The 15159-nt window shown below is 71.3% G+C and carries 12 protein-coding genes and 1 pseudogene; 10 read left to right on the top strand and 3 right to left on the bottom strand.

Annotated features, from left to right (window positions below):
• The 4 genes and pseudogenes from PPSIR1_RS47925 to PPSIR1_RS16560 all read left to right on the top strand — a co-directional run.
• Positions 1–522, top strand: a pseudogene (locus tag PPSIR1_RS47925) (hypothetical protein); the annotation flags it as partial.
• Entirely contained in the window at positions 519–1274 is a 756-nt protein-coding gene (locus PPSIR1_RS16570; protein ID WP_006972247.1) for a hypothetical protein, read from the top strand. The pseudogene PPSIR1_RS47925 and the gene PPSIR1_RS16570, both read left to right, overlap by 4 nt.
• A gap of 240 nt (positions 1275–1514) precedes the next feature.
• Positions 1515–3203: a 2,3-bisphosphoglycerate-independent phosphoglycerate mutase gene (gpmI, locus tag PPSIR1_RS16565; protein WP_086001395.1), complete on the top strand. Its 1689-nt coding sequence runs from the start codon at positions 1515–1517 to the stop codon at positions 3201–3203.
• Positions 3204–3282: 79 nt separating this feature from the next.
• The gene (locus PPSIR1_RS16560) at positions 3283–4020 is read left to right on the top strand and encodes a hypothetical protein (RefSeq protein ID WP_006972245.1); all 738 of its coding nucleotides are present in this window, start codon (positions 3283–3285) and stop codon (positions 4018–4020) included.
• Between the two features lie 55 nt (positions 4021–4075).
• On the opposite strand, the gene PPSIR1_RS16555 is transcribed toward PPSIR1_RS16560, so the two are convergent.
• Both PPSIR1_RS16555 and PPSIR1_RS42940 read right to left on the bottom strand, forming a co-directional pair.
• Positions 4076–5773 (bottom strand): FecR domain-containing protein, encoded by a 1698-nt coding sequence (locus tag PPSIR1_RS16555; protein WP_006972244.1) that lies wholly within the window; start codon positions 5771–5773, stop codon positions 4076–4078.
• Positions 5760–6422, bottom strand: coding sequence for an RNA polymerase sigma factor (locus PPSIR1_RS42940; RefSeq protein ID WP_006972243.1), 663 nt, complete (start codon positions 6420–6422; stop codon positions 5760–5762). Before PPSIR1_RS42940 ends, PPSIR1_RS16555 begins: the two co-directional genes overlap by 14 nt.
• 240 nt (positions 6423–6662) lie before the next feature.
• Here PPSIR1_RS42940 and PPSIR1_RS16545 point away from each other — a divergent pair, with 240 nt between their 5' ends.
• The 4 genes from PPSIR1_RS16545 (at position 6663) to PPSIR1_RS16530 (ending at position 9621) form a co-directional block, all read left to right on the top strand.
• On the top strand, positions 6663–7325 hold the full coding sequence (locus tag PPSIR1_RS16545) for a hypothetical protein (protein ID WP_006972242.1): 663 nt from the start codon (positions 6663–6665) through the stop codon (positions 7323–7325).
• 26 nt (positions 7326–7351) lie between these two features.
• The gene (locus PPSIR1_RS16540) at positions 7352–8263 is read left to right on the top strand and encodes a hypothetical protein (protein ID WP_006972241.1); all 912 of its coding nucleotides are present in this window, start codon (positions 7352–7354) and stop codon (positions 8261–8263) included.
• Positions 8264–8350: 87 nt separating this feature from the next.
• Positions 8351–8956: a hypothetical protein gene (locus PPSIR1_RS16535; protein ID WP_157595630.1), complete on the top strand. Its 606-nt coding sequence runs from the start codon at positions 8351–8353 to the stop codon at positions 8954–8956.
• A 47-nt stretch (positions 8957–9003) separates the two neighbouring features.
• On the top strand, positions 9004–9621 hold the full coding sequence (locus PPSIR1_RS16530) for a hypothetical protein (RefSeq protein WP_157595629.1): 618 nt from the start codon (positions 9004–9006) through the stop codon (positions 9619–9621).
• Positions 9622–9639: 18 nt separating this feature from the next.
• On the opposite strand, the gene glpK is transcribed toward PPSIR1_RS16530, so the two are convergent.
• Positions 9640–11151: a glycerol kinase GlpK gene (gene glpK, locus PPSIR1_RS16525; RefSeq protein WP_006972238.1), complete on the bottom strand. Its 1512-nt coding sequence runs from the start codon at positions 11149–11151 to the stop codon at positions 9640–9642.
• Positions 11152–11309: 158 nt separating this feature from the next.
• On the opposite strand from glpK, the gene PPSIR1_RS16520 reads away from it, so the two are divergent.
• Together PPSIR1_RS16520 and PPSIR1_RS16515 are read left to right on the top strand one after the other, a co-directional pair.
• Positions 11310–13538 carry a sensor histidine kinase gene (locus PPSIR1_RS16520; RefSeq protein WP_006972237.1) on the top strand — a complete coding sequence of 743 codons (2229 nt, stop codon included), beginning with the start codon at positions 11310–11312 and terminating at the stop codon, positions 13536–13538.
• Positions 13535–15076: a sigma-54-dependent transcriptional regulator gene (locus tag PPSIR1_RS16515; RefSeq protein ID WP_006972236.1), complete on the top strand. Its 1542-nt coding sequence runs from the start codon at positions 13535–13537 to the stop codon at positions 15074–15076. The genes PPSIR1_RS16520 and PPSIR1_RS16515 overlap by 4 nt, the downstream gene beginning before the upstream one ends.
• Positions 15077–15159: the final 83 nt, after the last annotated feature.

Here is a 15159-nt window from a genome sequence, read left to right as displayed (position 1 = left end):
CCGCCCAAGCCCGACGCGCGCCCGGGGGCGGTCCATGCCGCGGCCCCGGCACGGCTCGAAGGGGCGGACCGTCCCGCGCCCGCCGCAGCGCCGACGCCAGCCCCCGAGGCGGTCTCGCCCGCGCCGGCCGCAGCCGCGCCTGCGCCGACCTCAGCCGCGCCCTCGAAGCCTGCGTCGCGTCCGGCGGCCTCGGCTTCGCCCGAGCCTTCCCCCGCCTCGACCCTCGCCGCCGAGCTGGCGCTGATCCACGCGGCCCGCGACGCGACCCCCGAGCGGGCCCTCGAGCACCTCGACGCCCACGCCGAGCGCTTCCCCAAGGGCGAGCTGCTCGCCGAGCGCGAGGCCCTGCGCGCCCGCGCGTCGTGGAAGCTCGGTCGGGCCGAGGACGCCGAGGCGGCCGTCGAGCGCTTGCTCGCGGCCCGCCCCGATCCGCACGTGCTCGAGCGGGTCCGGGCTGCCTGCGCAACAATTCTCGACCCTTCAACCACGGGTCTCGGCGGACCCGGTGATGGCTCGCCATGAACACCATGAACGCCTACTCGTCTTTTCTAGTCCCCTCGCTATCAACCTTCCCAACCTCCGCGTGCGCCCTTTGCCTGGCAGCGCTCGCCTGCGCGACGGCTTGTGACCTCGGCGACGAGAACCTCGGCGAAAGCGGGGGGAGCGACGGCGACGCCCTCGTGTGCGAAATGCCCGATGATCCGCCGGCGCTCGAGCAGACCACCGTCCGGATCACCAACGCCACCGCGGGCCCGATTTGGCTCCCCGGAGCGATCTGCCCGGGCGTGACCCGACTGCGCTTGACCGTCGACGGCATCGACTATGTCGACGAGGCCGGAGATTACCAGCTGTGCAGCCTCAAGTACGACGCTGAAGACGACGATTACTGGTGCGTGTCGGGGTGCGAGGGCGACGACATGGTCCGCGGGACGGTGCGCATCGGCGCGGGCGAGAGCTTCGAGATGCCCTGGGCCAACTACGGCTTCACGCGGGTGCCCATCGAAGCGCCGTGCCAGTCGCCCGACGGCTTTTGTACCGAGAACTCGGGCTGCTACGTGGGCCGCGAGATCCCCCTGGGCAGCCAGGTCAGCATCCGCGTCGACGCCAGCGGCGAGTGCTTCGGCGGGACGCAGTGCGACTGCGCGGACCCCAACGACGAGACCTGCGGCGTGCCCACGGCGAGCCCGGGTTTTGGGCCCACGGACCTCTCGGGCACGGCCGACTTCGAGCTCACGCCAGGCTTTGGGACCGTCGAGGTCGTCATCTCGAGCTGAGGGAGCCCGCCGACGGGGTGGTCGAGGCCGCGATCACCGAGTGAGCGGGCTGGGGCAGGGCTCGTCGCCTCGAAGATGTTTTTTTCATCCATCGCGACGAGCTCGGATCCGGCGAGCTGAGCTCGCGCTGAAACTCGGGGGCCACGAGTAACGAGCGTTCGCGTCACGCTTCGAATTGACCAGGTCGCAGGACGAAAGGCGCCGACGCTGTGTCGGCGCCTTCGTGTACCCTGCGTGGCGATGAGCGACTCGCCCGCGACCTCCATCGCCCCGCTGCGTCCCCACGCCGAGCGCAAGGCTCCGGACGGCCCGGTGGTCTGCGTCGTCATGGACGGCGTGGGCATCGGCAAGCCCGACGCCGTCGACGGCGACGCGGTCGCCCTCGCGCGCACGCCGACCCTGGACTGGCTCCGCGGCTTGCCCTCGGGGACGAGCCTGCGCGCCCACGGCACGGCGGTCGGCATGCCCTCGGACAAGGACATGGGCAACAGCGAGGTCGGCCACAACGCCCTGGGCGCGGGCCGGGTGTTCGATCAGGGCGCGGCCCTGGTCGAGCGCGCCGTGAACTCGGGCTCGCTCTATGCGGGCGAGGTGTGGCGCTGGCTCCTCGACGGCGTGCGCGAGTCGGGGGAGGCGCTGCACTTCATGGGCCTGCTGTCCGACGGCAACATCCACTCGCACATCGACCACCTCCTGGCCATGCTCCGCCAGGCCGCGAGCGAGGGCGTGAAGCAGGCCCGGGTCCACGTGCTGACCGACGGCCGCGACGTGCCCGGGCGCTCGACCCTCGAGTACATCGATCGCCTCGAGGCGACCTTGGCCGAGCTCAACGCCGAAGCTGGCGTGGACTACCGCATCGCCAGCGGCGGCGGGCGCATGCTCATCACCATGGACCGCTACGAGGCCGAGTGGGCCATGGTCGAGCGGGGCTGGAAGACCCACGTGCGCGGCGAGGCGCGCAAGTTTGCGAGCGCCCGCCAGGCCGTGGAGACCCTCTACGCCGAGGACGAAAACGTCGACGACCAGTACCTGCCGGCCTTCGTGGTCGCCGACGAGGGCGGCGTGGGCGATCCGGTCGGGCCGATCCGCGACGGGGCCTCGGTGGTCTTCTTCAACTTCCGCGGCGACCGGGCCCTCGAGATCACCCGCGCCTTCGAGGAGGGCGAGGGCTTCGCGGGCTTCGAGCGCGGCCCCGTGCCCAAGGTCCGCTACGCCGGGATGATGCAGTACGACGGCGACCTGGCCCTGCCGACGCGCTTTTTGGTCGACCCGCCGGCCATCGCCTCGAGCATGGGCGAGCTGCTCGCGGCCGCGGGCAAGCGCCAGCTGGCCATCGCCGAGACCCACAAGTACGGCCACGTGACCTACTTTTGGAACGGCAACCGCAGCGAGCCCTTCGCCCCGGAGCTCGAGCGCTACGTCGAGATCCCCTCGCAGCTCGTGGGCCTCGACGAGCGCCCGTGGATGCGCGCCGCCGAGGTCACCGACCGGCTGATCACCGAGGTCGACGCGGCCGCCCGGGCCGGCGCGCCCCTCGACTTCGTGCGCATCAACTACGCCAACGGCGACATGATCGGCCACACCGGGGCCCTCGGACCGACGATCATGGCCGTCGAGGCCGTCGATCTGTGCCTGGGCCGGCTGGTCGCGGCGACGCGCCGGGTCGGCGGGGTGCTGGTCGTGACGGCGGACCACGGCAACGCCGATCAGATGTTCGACGGCGCCGGCGATGCCCGGCGGGTCCGCACCTCGCACACCCTCAACCCCGTGCCACTGGCCATCTTCGACCCCCGGGAGAGCACCGGAGGTCCCGTGCTGACCGGCCCCGGCAGCGCGGAGGCCGGCCTCGCCAACGTCGCCTCGACCTGCCTCGAGCTCCTCGGCTTCGCCGCCCCCGAGGGTTACGCGCCCAGCCTGCTGCGACGCTGAGCGCCGCTCAGGCGGCGGACCGATCCAGGGGTTTCCCGATCTGGCCCGGCTTTGCTAAGGTTCGCGCGCCTTGCGAGCCATGTTCGATCTCAAGCTGACCCGCGTCCTCGTCCCTGCTCTGTTCGCCGCCACGGCCCTGACCGCGACCGCCTGTGACAAGGGCGGAGGCGGCGGAGGTTCGAAGAAGGGCAAGTCCGAGCGCCTTCGCTGGGTGCAAAAGCCGACCACCGGCACCACCGAGAACGAGGGCAAGACCATCAAGATCCCGGGCCTGGGCGTCGACTTCTACACGCCCGACGTGCTCTACGTGTACAAGAACTGCGAGGAGCCCTCGCACACCCCCGACGGCGCGGACAAGAGCTGGATCCCGGTCATCACCTGCACCAGCCCCTTCGGCAGCGATGACGAGGAGGAGGACTGGGACTCGGACGAGGAGGAGGAGAGCGACAACGCTGGCGCGGAGCTCACCATCTACGTGACCGAGAAGGAAGGCATGCTCATCAACGAGCGCGCCAAGACCATGTACGAGACCGAGTACAAGCAGGCCGGCTTCGAGGTCGAGACCGTCGAGTACTTCGACGAGTACCTCGCCAAGCCCGGCCGCCGCGGCATCGAGATCCTCGCCCACACCCTCAACTCGGACACCGGCTACCCCGAGCGCGAGATCCACCGCTTCATGTTCCCCCGCGAGGACGTGCTGTTCATCGTCCACGTCGACTACCCCTACGGCAACGACCGCAGCGGCATCAACAGCGACTGGGAGCGGATCATCTGGAACTTCCAGTTCGTCGAGGACGGCCCGCTGTTCGGCGAGTAGACCAGCCAGCTCTTGCTGAAGCACAGGGCGCCCGCGTGGGCGCCCTTTTTCGTGCTCACAAGGCTGACTTGAGCTCGGGGAAGCGCTGGAGGATGCGGCCGACGTATTGGCCGTCCGGATACAGGCTCAGGTAGTGCCGCGAGCGGCTGATCGCGCGGTCGATGTAGCCTGCGTCGATCGCCGCGAGCACCAGCTGGTAGCGGGCGAGCTCGGCCTTGGGGTGGCTGGGCGCGCGGCGGAGGAACTCTTCGATGTTGCGCGTGGCCGACTGGTAGTCGTGGGCGAAGTCCATGCGCAGGGTCCCGAGCAAGAGCAGGCCCTCGACGGCCTCGGGCTCCCGGCCGTAGTCCTTCATGAAGTCGCTGAGGCAGCGGGCGGCGCGGAAGCGGGTCTCGCCGTCGGCGTAGAGATCGCGGCAGCGCTCGAGCTCGAGGTCGATCGACAAGCTGCGCTCGGCCTCGGCCTCGGCGAGCTCGTCGAGGACCCACTGGTCGGGGCCGCGGCGCTCTCGGGGCTCGGCGTTGCGGGCGTTGCGGGCCTTGTCCGGGCGCCGGCGGGTCGCGTTGGCGACGACCAGGGCGTCCGCGTCGACGTCGTCGCTGAACACCCGGTCGAGGGTGCGCTGGCCGGGGTCGTCGCTGAGGCCGGGGACGGTCCAGCTCTGGGGGATCTGGCCCGGGTCCATGCTGGCCTCGTCGATGATCAGGTCGCCGTCCTCGGCGATCGCGACCACGAGCTGGCTGCGCTCGGACAGGGGCAGGGCGGCGGCGACCTCTCGGCGGCCGACGTCGCGGTAGGTCGAGTGCTCCACGTCGAAGTCGAAGCCGGCCTCGACCTCGCCGAGGGAGCGGCCGTCGATGGGGTCGAGGACCTCGACCTTGCCGCGCAGCACGGCCACGGAGGTGTTGCCGAAGTCGTCGACGTGGACCGTGAACACCGTGCCGACCACGCGCACGAGCGCGGTGGGGGTGCGGACTTGCAAGATCGGATCGTCGGGCTGGCGGTCGTAGCGGATCGCCAGGGTGCCCGAGACGAGGCCGACCTCGACGAGGCTGGGCGAGGCGGCGTGCCAGCGCGCGGTCGTCTGGGGCTGGAAGTTGGCGAGCAAGCGGCCGAGCAGGGCGACCTGCAGCGAGGACTCGCCGGTGTTGATCTGCGTGCCCACGGTCAGGCTGTCGCCGGTGACGGCGTTGCCCTCGTCGTCGAAGAACTGGGCGTCGCCGCCGACGATGCGCCCGAAGCTCTGGGCCTGGTGGCCGATGCCGCTGCGCCGCGCGGGGATCTGGACGGCGTCGTCGAAGCGCGAGGCGAGCTCGTTGCTGAGCTCGACCTGGTGCGCGATGGGATCGCCGAACAGGTGATCGCCGACGCTCGGGATGGCCAGGGCGGCGACCAGCACCGTCGCGGCGACGCCCAGCATCCCGACGCTGGCCGAGTCGACGAAGCGCTGCACGCCGCGGCTCTGCTCGCCCTTGGCGGCGCGGGTGCGCTCGAGGATGCCGCGGAATTCTTTCTCCCGGGCGAAGCCCTCGACCTTGGGCACGCGCTGGGGTCGGCGATAGACCGCCTCGAGGCGGTGGTGGTAGCCCTGGCAGTCGCTACAAAACGCGAGGTGGCCGGCGTAGAGGCGCTCGAGCTCGGGGTGGGCCCGACCCGCGATCACCCGCTCGCTGTCGTCGCGGAACTCGTGGCAGCCGTAGTGGACCGGCCGCTCGAGCCCGGCTTCGACGGCCTCGATGTCATCCCAACCCATGGGGAGCCTCGCAGACGATCTTCCGCAATTTCTTGCGGGCGCGGGTCAAGCGGTCGCCGATGGTCGACACCGGGCGGCCGAGGATGGTCGAGATCTCCTGCAGGGTCAGGCCTTCGTAGTGGTAGAGCACGAAGGTCTGGCGCAGGTCGGGAGACAGCTGCTCGAGCAGTCGCTGGGCCTCGTCGCGGGCCTCGACCTTGCTCGGCTGCACGCGGTCCGCCTCGCGGCCGATGTTGAACGCGCGGACGGCCTGGCGCATGCGCTCGCGACGAAAGCGCTGGCGCAGCAGGTTGTGGGTGGTGTTGGCCGTGATGCGGTACAGCCAGGTCGAGATCGCGGCCTTGCCCTCGAAGCGATCGATGGCCGCGAAGGCCCGGGAGAAGACGATCTGCACGAGGTCGTCGAGCTCGCTGTCGGGGCCGAGGAGGCGAAAGAGGTGGCCACGGACCTGTCGCTCGTGGCGCTCGTAGATGACCCGGAGCGCGCGCTCGTCTCCGGCCTGGGCGCGGGCGACGAGCTGGGCCTGATCGTTCGTTCCCTGGTGGGTCTGGCTACGCGCGCCCACGCGCGCGCGGCCGACCTCTCGGCCGGGGAGCTCCAGAGGGAGCAGGCCAGAGTCGCTCGTCAGCAGATCAGCAGTGTCCAGCATGGGCGCGCGCGCAGACTCGTCGGGCGAGTCTGTGGGGATGATCGGTGTGACACCGCTCGTCATGACTTTTACGGCTGCGCGCGCGTGCGCCCTGAATCGTCAATGCCCCGGCGGACCCGAGACATCACTTTATTCTAGAAAATCCCAGGCACGCCGGCAATTCCTTCCAAAACGCTCGGCGGGGATCGGAGGAAACTGTGAAAGTTGATCTGGTTCCGGCTGTCCGCGAGAGTACGCGCCATGTCTCTGGCCATCGCGCCGCGTGCCCCGGGCGTCGACCCGGAGGGCTTTTGGGGAGCACCCTGGCCGCAGGCGCGGGTCGAGGAGGCCGGGCGCAAGTACGCGGCGCTGGCCGAGCTGGCGACCATGGACGAGGGGCCCGAGCGCAAGGCGGGGCTGGCCGCGATCGCGCGGCGCTGGCCTGGGGCCCTGCGCGAGGCGGAGCTCATCGGCCCCGAGCGGGTCGATCGGCGCGCGCGCGAGGTCGCCGAGGGCTCGGCGGCGGTCGGCGACGGGGGAGCGCGAACCCGGCGGTGGTGGCTCGAGCGCCCGGGCGTGGCTGCGCGCGAGGTCGCGGCGGTGCTGTGCTGGTCGGAGCTGCACGCGTCGCTCGGGGACCAGCTGCGCTTTCGGCAGGGGAGCCCAAAGGACTGGCCGGGCGGCTTGGTCGGCTTCGTGGCGTGGCTCGACGCTTGCCCCGATCCGAGCGCTCGCGCGCGATGGTTGCCCGAGCTCGACAACGACGCGGTGGCCGGGCTCTTGGGTCCGCGGCTGCGCGCGCGGGCGGCCTACCTGTGCCTCGCCGCCCGTGCGGGCCTGCCCCTGGCCGAGCTCAACGCCACGCTCTTCGCTCGCGCCGGGCACTGGGACGAGCGCCCAGGCGACCCCGACTGGGCCCGCTGAGGTGGATGGGTGGTAGGCTCGAAGCGATGGAGCTGACCATCCTTCGCTCGATCGCTGGGGGCTCCCTGGCCTTCGTCGTCGCCATCGGGGCCTGGACGGGTTCGCGCCTGACCCGGGACACGGCGATGGAGGTCGAGACGCTGCTGGCCACGGAGGTCGACGCCAAGACGGCGCAAAAGCAGGCGATGGCCAGCAAGGCTCAGTACAAAGAGAGCCCGGCCTACTACAAGACCCGCGTCGACGCGGCCGTCGAGGCCTTCGGCATCGAGCCGCCGAACATGGACCGGCTGCGCGCGCCCAACCCCTTCCACCACCCGATCAACATGAGCGACCCCAAGCGCATCGAGCCGGGGCAGGCGCGGCGCGAGGGGCCGCTGTCGATCGCGGTCCGGGCCGAGCAGCGGACCATCGAGCGGGGGGGCATGCGGACCAAGAACATGCACACCTACGCGCGGGTGCTCAACACCGCCAAGGTGCCCGTGGCCTACCGCCTGCTCATGCGCAAGGCCGAGGCCGGCGAGTGCCAGCTGCGCAACGTCAACCGCTACGACGCGGTGGTCCTCGACCCGGGCGAGCGCATCGACATCTCGATCTGCTCGGGCAAGCAGGCCGTCGAGGTCCTCGACCTGCGCATGCTCGAGATCACCGGCATCGGCGCGATCTGGGTCGACAAGATCCCGGCCCAGGCCCTCGCCCTCGACCCGACCTCGGTCAAGGCCCACGACCCCGGCGAGGACGTCCAGCCGTGCACCTCGCTGCCTGCGGCCGAGCTGGCCAAGTCCATCGAGCGCGGCGAGTTCGCGTGGGAGGACCTGGTCGACTACTACAGCCGCCACGACTGCGAGGAGTACCGCTTTTGGTCAGGCTACCGCCGGCTGGAGGCGCCGGCGGAGGGCCTGCCCCTGTTGGACCCCACGGGCGACCCGGACGCGGGCTGAGGCGCCCGTAAGCATTTACACGCGCGGCGTCGAAACTTTGGGGCGAGGCGGACGTCGCAGTTGCCGATGCGCTGTCCGCCTCGGCTCGTGAGTCTCGCTTGCGCCGCGCTGCTGCTCGGAGGTTGCGTCGTGTGCCCCATCGTCACCAAGCGGGGCCGTCGCCGGGCGGAGTTCCAGGACTCGCGCTTCACCCACGACGCCCGGCTGTCGTTGACCTTCGACCTCGAGGTGTTGCGGGCGAGGGAGCGCCTCGTGGCCCAGACCAAGGTCGAGTGCGTCTACGAGATCACCCAGCGGGTCGAGTGCCGAGCTCCGAGCTGGTATTGCAGCGTCGAGATCTTCGCCGAGGGCGACGAGGCGCGCAGCGAGCCCATCGCGACCCAGCACTTTCACCGCAGCACCGGCCTGGGCCTGGCGCGGGTCAAGCCCCTGGAGGGCTGCGACGACGTCTGGAGTCACTGCGCCGTCCGGCTCCGACGGGCCGAGGCCCGGGCGATCGCGCTGGAGCAGTGCCCGGCCGCCCGGGAGTCCGAGACCCTCGAGTTCATCCCGGCCTTTGTCGACCACGAGACCACGCGCTTCGAGTGGCGCTTTGGGCCCTCGAGCCGGGGCTTCGATCCGCCCTTCGTCGTGGCGATCGACGCGGGCACGGGGGAGGTGCTCGAGTGCAAGGCGCCGGGGGAGGAGGGCTGAGCGTGGGCGTGGGGCGGGGAGGGCGTGGCTGGTCCGCGAGCATCGAGGTGGCCCGACGCGTGCTCGGGTGCCTCGCCTTGGCTTCGCTGCTCTCGGGCTGCGTCGCCGGCTCGGTGGTTCAAAAGCAGGACGAAGACCTGGTCGAGCTCCGCGAGGCGAGCCACCTGCGCACCGCCGAGATCTCGATGAAGTTTGGCCTGCGCATTCAACAGCTCGAGGAGGGCCTCGAGGCCGAGCTGACCGTAGAGTGCGCGCGCCTGGACGACCCTGCCCGGACCGAGTGCATGGACTACCCGTGGCACTGCCGCGTGGCCGTGTACGCCGTGGGCGATGAGGCCCACGCCGAGCCCCTCGCGGCGCAGCACCTCCATCGCCTCACCGGTGGCCTGCTCGCGTGGTCGACCCCGCTCGAGGGGTGCACGCGCCGAGGGAGCCGGTGCGTGGCGCGGCTGTCTCGGGCCGAGGCCGAGGCCATCGCTCGGGCCGAGTGCCCGGCGGCGCAGGGGCTGGCGCTCGTGCCCATCGAGGGGGTGCTCTCGAACCAAACCCAGCGCTTCGAGTGGAGCTTTGGGCTCGCGGAGCCCGGTCGTGCGCCGCAGGTCCTCGCGGTCGTCGACGCGGGCACGGGCGAGGTGCTGCGCTGCGGGAGCTCGGCCGATGGGTGAGCCGAGCGTGCGCGAGCCCTAAGCGACGGCGACGGCGGCCTTCCAGGCCTCGCGCAGGGCCGCGAGCTTGTCCGCGTCGCCGGCGGGCACGAACTGCCGGTCCTGCTTCCACGCCGAGGCGACGTCGTCGGTGCTCGACCACAGCCCCGCGCCGAGGCCGGCGAGGAAGGTCGCGCCGAGGGCCGTGGACTCGAGGATGGTCGGGCGGGCCAGGGGCACGCCGAGCAGGTCGCACTGCATCTGCATGAGCAGGTCGTTGGCCGCGGCGCCCCCGTCGACGCGCAGGCTGTCGAGGGGCGCGCCCAGATCGGCGGCCATGGCCTCGAGCAGGTCGGTGACCTCGAGGGCGATGCCTTCGAGGGCGGCCCGGGCGATGTGGGCTCGGGTCGTGCCCCGGGTCAGGCCGCGGATCAGCCCGCGCGCGTCGGGGCGCCAGTGGGGCGCGCCCAGGCCCGCGTGGGCCGGGACGAGCACGACCCCGCCGGAGTCCGGGACGCCGTGGGCCATGTCCTCGATCTCGCTGGCCTTGGCGAAGAACTGCAGGCCGTCGCGGAGCCACTGGACCACGGCCCCGGCCATGAACGCGCTGCCCTCGAGGCAGTAGGTCAGCTCGTCGCCGATCTGCCAGCCCACGGTGGTCAGCAGCCCGTGCTCCGAGCCGACGATCGCCGAGCCGGTGTTGAGCATCACGAAGGCCCCGGTGCCGTAGGTGCACTTGGCCTGGCCGCGGCCAAAGCAGGCCTGGCCGAACAGCGCGGACTGCTGGACGCCGGCGATGCCGTGGATGGGGATGCCGTCGGGCAGGCCGGGGACGTCCTTGGTGGTGCCGAAGTGGGCGGTGCAGGCCCGGACCTCGGGGAGCACCGCCGCGGGCACCCGGAGCAGCTCGCACAGCTCGGCGTCCCACTCGCGGCTGCCCTCGCCCTCGCCAACCCCGGCCTTGCCGGTCAGCGGCCACAGCATCGTCCGCGAGGCGTTGCTGGGCTCGGTCGCGTGCACGGCCCCGCCGGTCATGCGCCACACCAGGTAGGTGTCGATGGTGCCCGCCGCGAGCGCGCCGGCCTCGGCCCGGGCCCGGGCGCCGTCGACGTTGTCGAGGGTCCAGGCCAGCTTGGTCGCCGAGAAGTAGGGGTCGAGGACCAGGCCCGTGCGCGCCTTGATCATCGCCCCGTGGCCGGCCTCGCGCAGCTGGGCGCAGACGTCCGCGGTGCGCCGATCTTGCCAGACCAGGGCGCGGTGGATGGCCTTGCCCGAGCCGCGCTCCCAGATCACCGAGGTCTCGCGCTGGTTGGTGATGCCGACGGCGGCGATGCGCGAGGCCTCGACGTTCGCGCGCCCGAGGGCCTCGACGATCGCGTCGCCCACGGACACCCAGATGTCCTCGGGCTCGTGCTCGACCCAGCCGGGCTTGGGGAAGTGCTGGGTGAACTCCCGGTAGCCGCGGGCCAGGACCGCCAGGGAGCGGTCGAGGATGAGCGCGGTGGTGCCCGTGGTGCCTTGGTCGATGGCGAGGATCAGATCGGCGGACATGGCGGGCGATGATAGCAGTCTCGGCCCGCGCTATGCTCCAGGGCCTCCGCCATGACGCGCCGCCAATTCAGCCTGCGATCTTCGACCGCGCTCGCGTGTCTGGTCCCGCCGATCGCTGTGCTCCGGCACCCCCCTCGCCCGCCCATCGAGCCCCCATCGTGAACGCCCTCTCGGGAAGCCTGCCCTCGCTGCTCGCGGCCGTCCTCGCCTTTGCGATCGGCTCGTCCGTGGCCCTGCGCGACCGCTCCCGCGACGACTTCGTGCTGTTCGCGGTGTTCTGCTTCAACCTCGGCCTGTTCCACCTGGCGAGCTTCTTCCACGGCTTCTCGGGCATCGCGCTGTTCGGCTGGGGCGCGCAGTCGATCTCCCTGGTCCTGCCGTGGACGGCCGACCGCTGCTTCTCGACGATCATCCCCGGCGACGAGCGCCCGCGGGTGCGCAGCCGGCTGCAGACGGCGATGCTGGTGTTCTTGCTCGGCGCCCACGCGACGGCGCTGTTCGTGCTGCTCAGCCGCTCCCCGGGCGAGGGCCTCGAGCTGGTCACCCGCGAGACCTTCTGGGACTTCTCGGCCTGGGGCCCCTGGGACCTGGTCAGCCTCGGCCTGACGATCTACGTGATCTTCGGCCTGGTGCTGGTCTCGGCCCGGGTGTGGCGGGCGGCCAACGCCGCCGAGGGCACGGCCGCCGGCCCGCGCCTGCGCTACCTGTTCTTCGCCAGCATCATCGCGGTGACCTTCGGCTCCCCGGCGATCACCGCCGTCGGCCCGGTGGTCACGGCGGTCTACCTCTACTTCGTGGCCCAGACCCTCCAGCGCGAGCGCCTGCTCGAGCTGCCCGAGCTCGCGGCGCGGATCTTGACCCTGAGCCTGCTGATCGGCGCGGTCACCGGGCTCATGGCCCTGCTGTTGCTGTGGGTCCCGCGCGACGACCAGGGCGGGGCCTTGCTGTTCATCTTCAACAGCGCGGTCACGGCCTTCGTGGTCATCGTGCTCCTCGACCCGGTCCGCCAGGAGCTCGAGTCCCGGGTCGAGGGCTGGCTGTTTTGGGACCGCGCCGAGCTGCGCGCGCTGCTGGTCCAGCTGCGCTTTCGCCTGTTCAACGTCATCGACCCCGACGACATGGTCCAGGTCGTGCTCGACGCGCTGCTGGCCTCGCACCGCGTGACCAAGGCCAGCGTGTTCCTGCTCGACAGCCGGGGCACCTCGCTGAACCTGACCCGCGAGCTCGGCGAGGCGCCCCTGGACCTGACCCGCCTCGACCTGGCCAAGCGCCGGCCGCTGCTCGAGCGCCTGCGCACCCAGGGGCCGCAGCTGCGCGACGTGCTCGAGCGCGAGCGCGTGCGGACCCCCCGGGAGGAGCAGGCCGAGCTGCAAGAGTGCCTCGACACCCTGGTCGAGCTCGGGGCGGCGCTGGCCGTGCCGATCTTGACGCCCAGCGAGCACGACGGCGGGGACAAGCGCGGGGAGCTCATCGGCGCGCTGTTCCTGAACGACGAGCGCCTCATCGAGCCGTTCTCGTCGGAGGAGGTCCAGCTCTTCGAGGCCCTCGCGGCCCAGGCGGCGATCACCTTGCAAAACTCGGCGGTCTACGAGCAGCGCCGGGAGCGGGAGCGGCTCGCGGCCCTGGGCGAGATGGCGGCGGGCCTGGCCCACGAGATCCGCAACCCCCTCGGGGCGATCAAGGGCGCGGTCCAGGTGGTCGAGCCGGGCATGGCCAACGCCGACGACCTGACCAAGGAGTTCCTCGGGGTCATCGTCGAGGAGGTGGATCGCCTCAACCGGGTGGTCCATCAATTTTTGAATTACTCGCGGCCCTTCTCCGGGGACATGGAGCGCGTCGACCTCCCGGAGGTCATCCAGGCGACCCTGCGCCTGGTGCCGGCGGAGTCCCTCGACCGGGTGGCCGTGAACTTCGGGGTGTTCGTCGAGGAGCGCGAGACCCTGCGGGCCGGGGACGCCATGGCCCAGGCCTCGAGCGCCCGCCTGCGCCTCGAGCCCCACGCCCCTGGGGTCCGCGGAGACGCCACGGCCCTGCGTCAGGTGCTCCACAACCTCGTTCTGAACGCCCTCGACGCCACCGCCGAGCAGCAGCCGCCGGGCCAGGTGTGGATCGAGCTCGAGCACCGCGTGCGCGGTCTGCCCGGTGCCGACGCCGTGGCGGTGACCGTGCGCGACGACGGCCCAGGCCTGTCCACGGCCACGATGTCGAACCTCTTCGTGCCCTTCCACACGACCAAGACAGGCGGTACGGGGCTGGGCTTGCCCATTAGCCAGCGCATCGTCGAAAATCACAACGGAGTGATCGCGGTCAGCAACAACCCCGATGGCGGGGCCTCGTTCACGGTGTTGCTGCCCGTCGACCTCGGAATCACGAGCACGAGCCAGTGACGGAGCCCAAGCCACGAGTCCTCGTCGTCGACGACGAACCCAACCTTCGCAAAGTCCTCGGAGCGCTGCTGATGCAGCTCGGCTATGAGGTCCTGACCGAGCCCGACGGGGCCTCGGCCCTCGCCCGGGTCAAGAGCGCGCCGCGGGGTACCTTCGACGTCGTCATCTCCGACCTGCGCATGCCGAACATGGACGGCATGGCGCTGCTCGAGGCGCTGACCGCCGAGGACTCCAGCTTGCCGGTGATCATCCTGACCGCCCACGGCACCGTCGACACCGCGGTCCAGGCCGTCAAGAAGGGCGCCTTCGACTTCCTCGAGAAGCCCTTCGAGCGCGATCAGATCGACCACCTCGTCAGCAAGGCGGTCAAGACCCGCCGGCTCGCGGGGCCGAGCGCCGAGCCCAGCTACGAGCTCGTCCCTGCAGCCGCGACGCCCGAGGCCAGCTCGGGCGAGGCGGCCCAACCCGAGGCGGGGGGCCAGTTCGGCATGGTCGGCCGCAGCCCGGCCATGGTCACGGTCAAGAGCATGATCGGGACCGTCGCCGCGAGCCCCTCGACGGTGCTGATCACCGGCGAGAGCGGCACGGGCAAGGAGCTCGTCGCCCGGGCGCTGCACATGGGCTCGGAGCGCAAGGACAAGCCCTTCATCCGGGTCAACTGCGCGGCCATCCCCGCGGGCCTGGTCGAGAGCGAGCTCTTTGGCCACGAGCGCGGCGCGTTCACGGGCGCCGTGTCCAGCCGCCAGGGTCGCTTCGAGCTCGCCGACGGCGGCACCTTGTTCCTCGACGAGGTCTCGGAGATCCCCCTCGAGATCCAGGTCAAGCTGCTGCGCGCCATCCAGGAGTCGGAGTTCGAGCGCGTCGGCGGGGTCAAGACCCTGCGCGTGGACGTGCGGCTGATCGCCGCGACCAACCGCAACCTCGAGGACGAGATCAAGGACAAGCGCTTCCGCGAGGACCTCTACTACCGCCTCAACGTCGTGCCGATCCACCTGCCGCCCCTGCGCGAGCGCCCCGAGGACGTCGAGCCCCTGCTGCAGCACTTCCTCGAGCGCTCCAACGAGCGCCTGGGCAAGGCCGTGACCGGCTTCACCCCCGAGGCCCTCGAGGCCCTCAAGGCCTACTCGTGGCCGGGCAACATCCGCGAGCTCGAGAACCTCGTCGAGCGCATGGTGCTGTTCGCCAGCGGCGACCGGGTCAGCGTCGACGAGCTGCCGGACTCGTTCACCGCCGACGGCGAGGACGAGGACGGCGACGACGCGGGCGCCGAGGGCGAGGTCGGGCTGCCCCGGGCGATCCGTCTGCCCCTCGACAGCCTGGGTCTGGATCTCAAGGAGGCGGTCAAGGCCGGCTCACGGCGCATCGAAGAGGCGCTGATCCGCGAGGCGCTGGCGCAGACCGACGCCAACGTGACCCGCTCCGCTCGCAAGCTCGGGATCTCCCGGCGCTCGCTCCAGTCGAAGATGAAGGAGCTCGGGCTGCGCGAGGAGATCGCCAAGCAAGGCGGCGTGTCGCCCACGCCTCCGACGGAGGAGTGAGCCCGGAGCCCGTCGGCGGGCCGCCCTGGCTCGGGGACCGGGAGATCTCTTCGGCCAACCCTCGCGATCCCGGGATCTTTGCT

This window comes from Plesiocystis pacifica SIR-1, from assembly GCF_000170895.1.
Lineage (GTDB): Bacteria > Myxococcota_A > Polyangia > Nannocystales > Nannocystaceae > Plesiocystis > Plesiocystis pacifica.
Note: the sequence above shows the minus strand (reverse complement) of the source record. Positions and strands in the feature narration are given on the sequence as shown.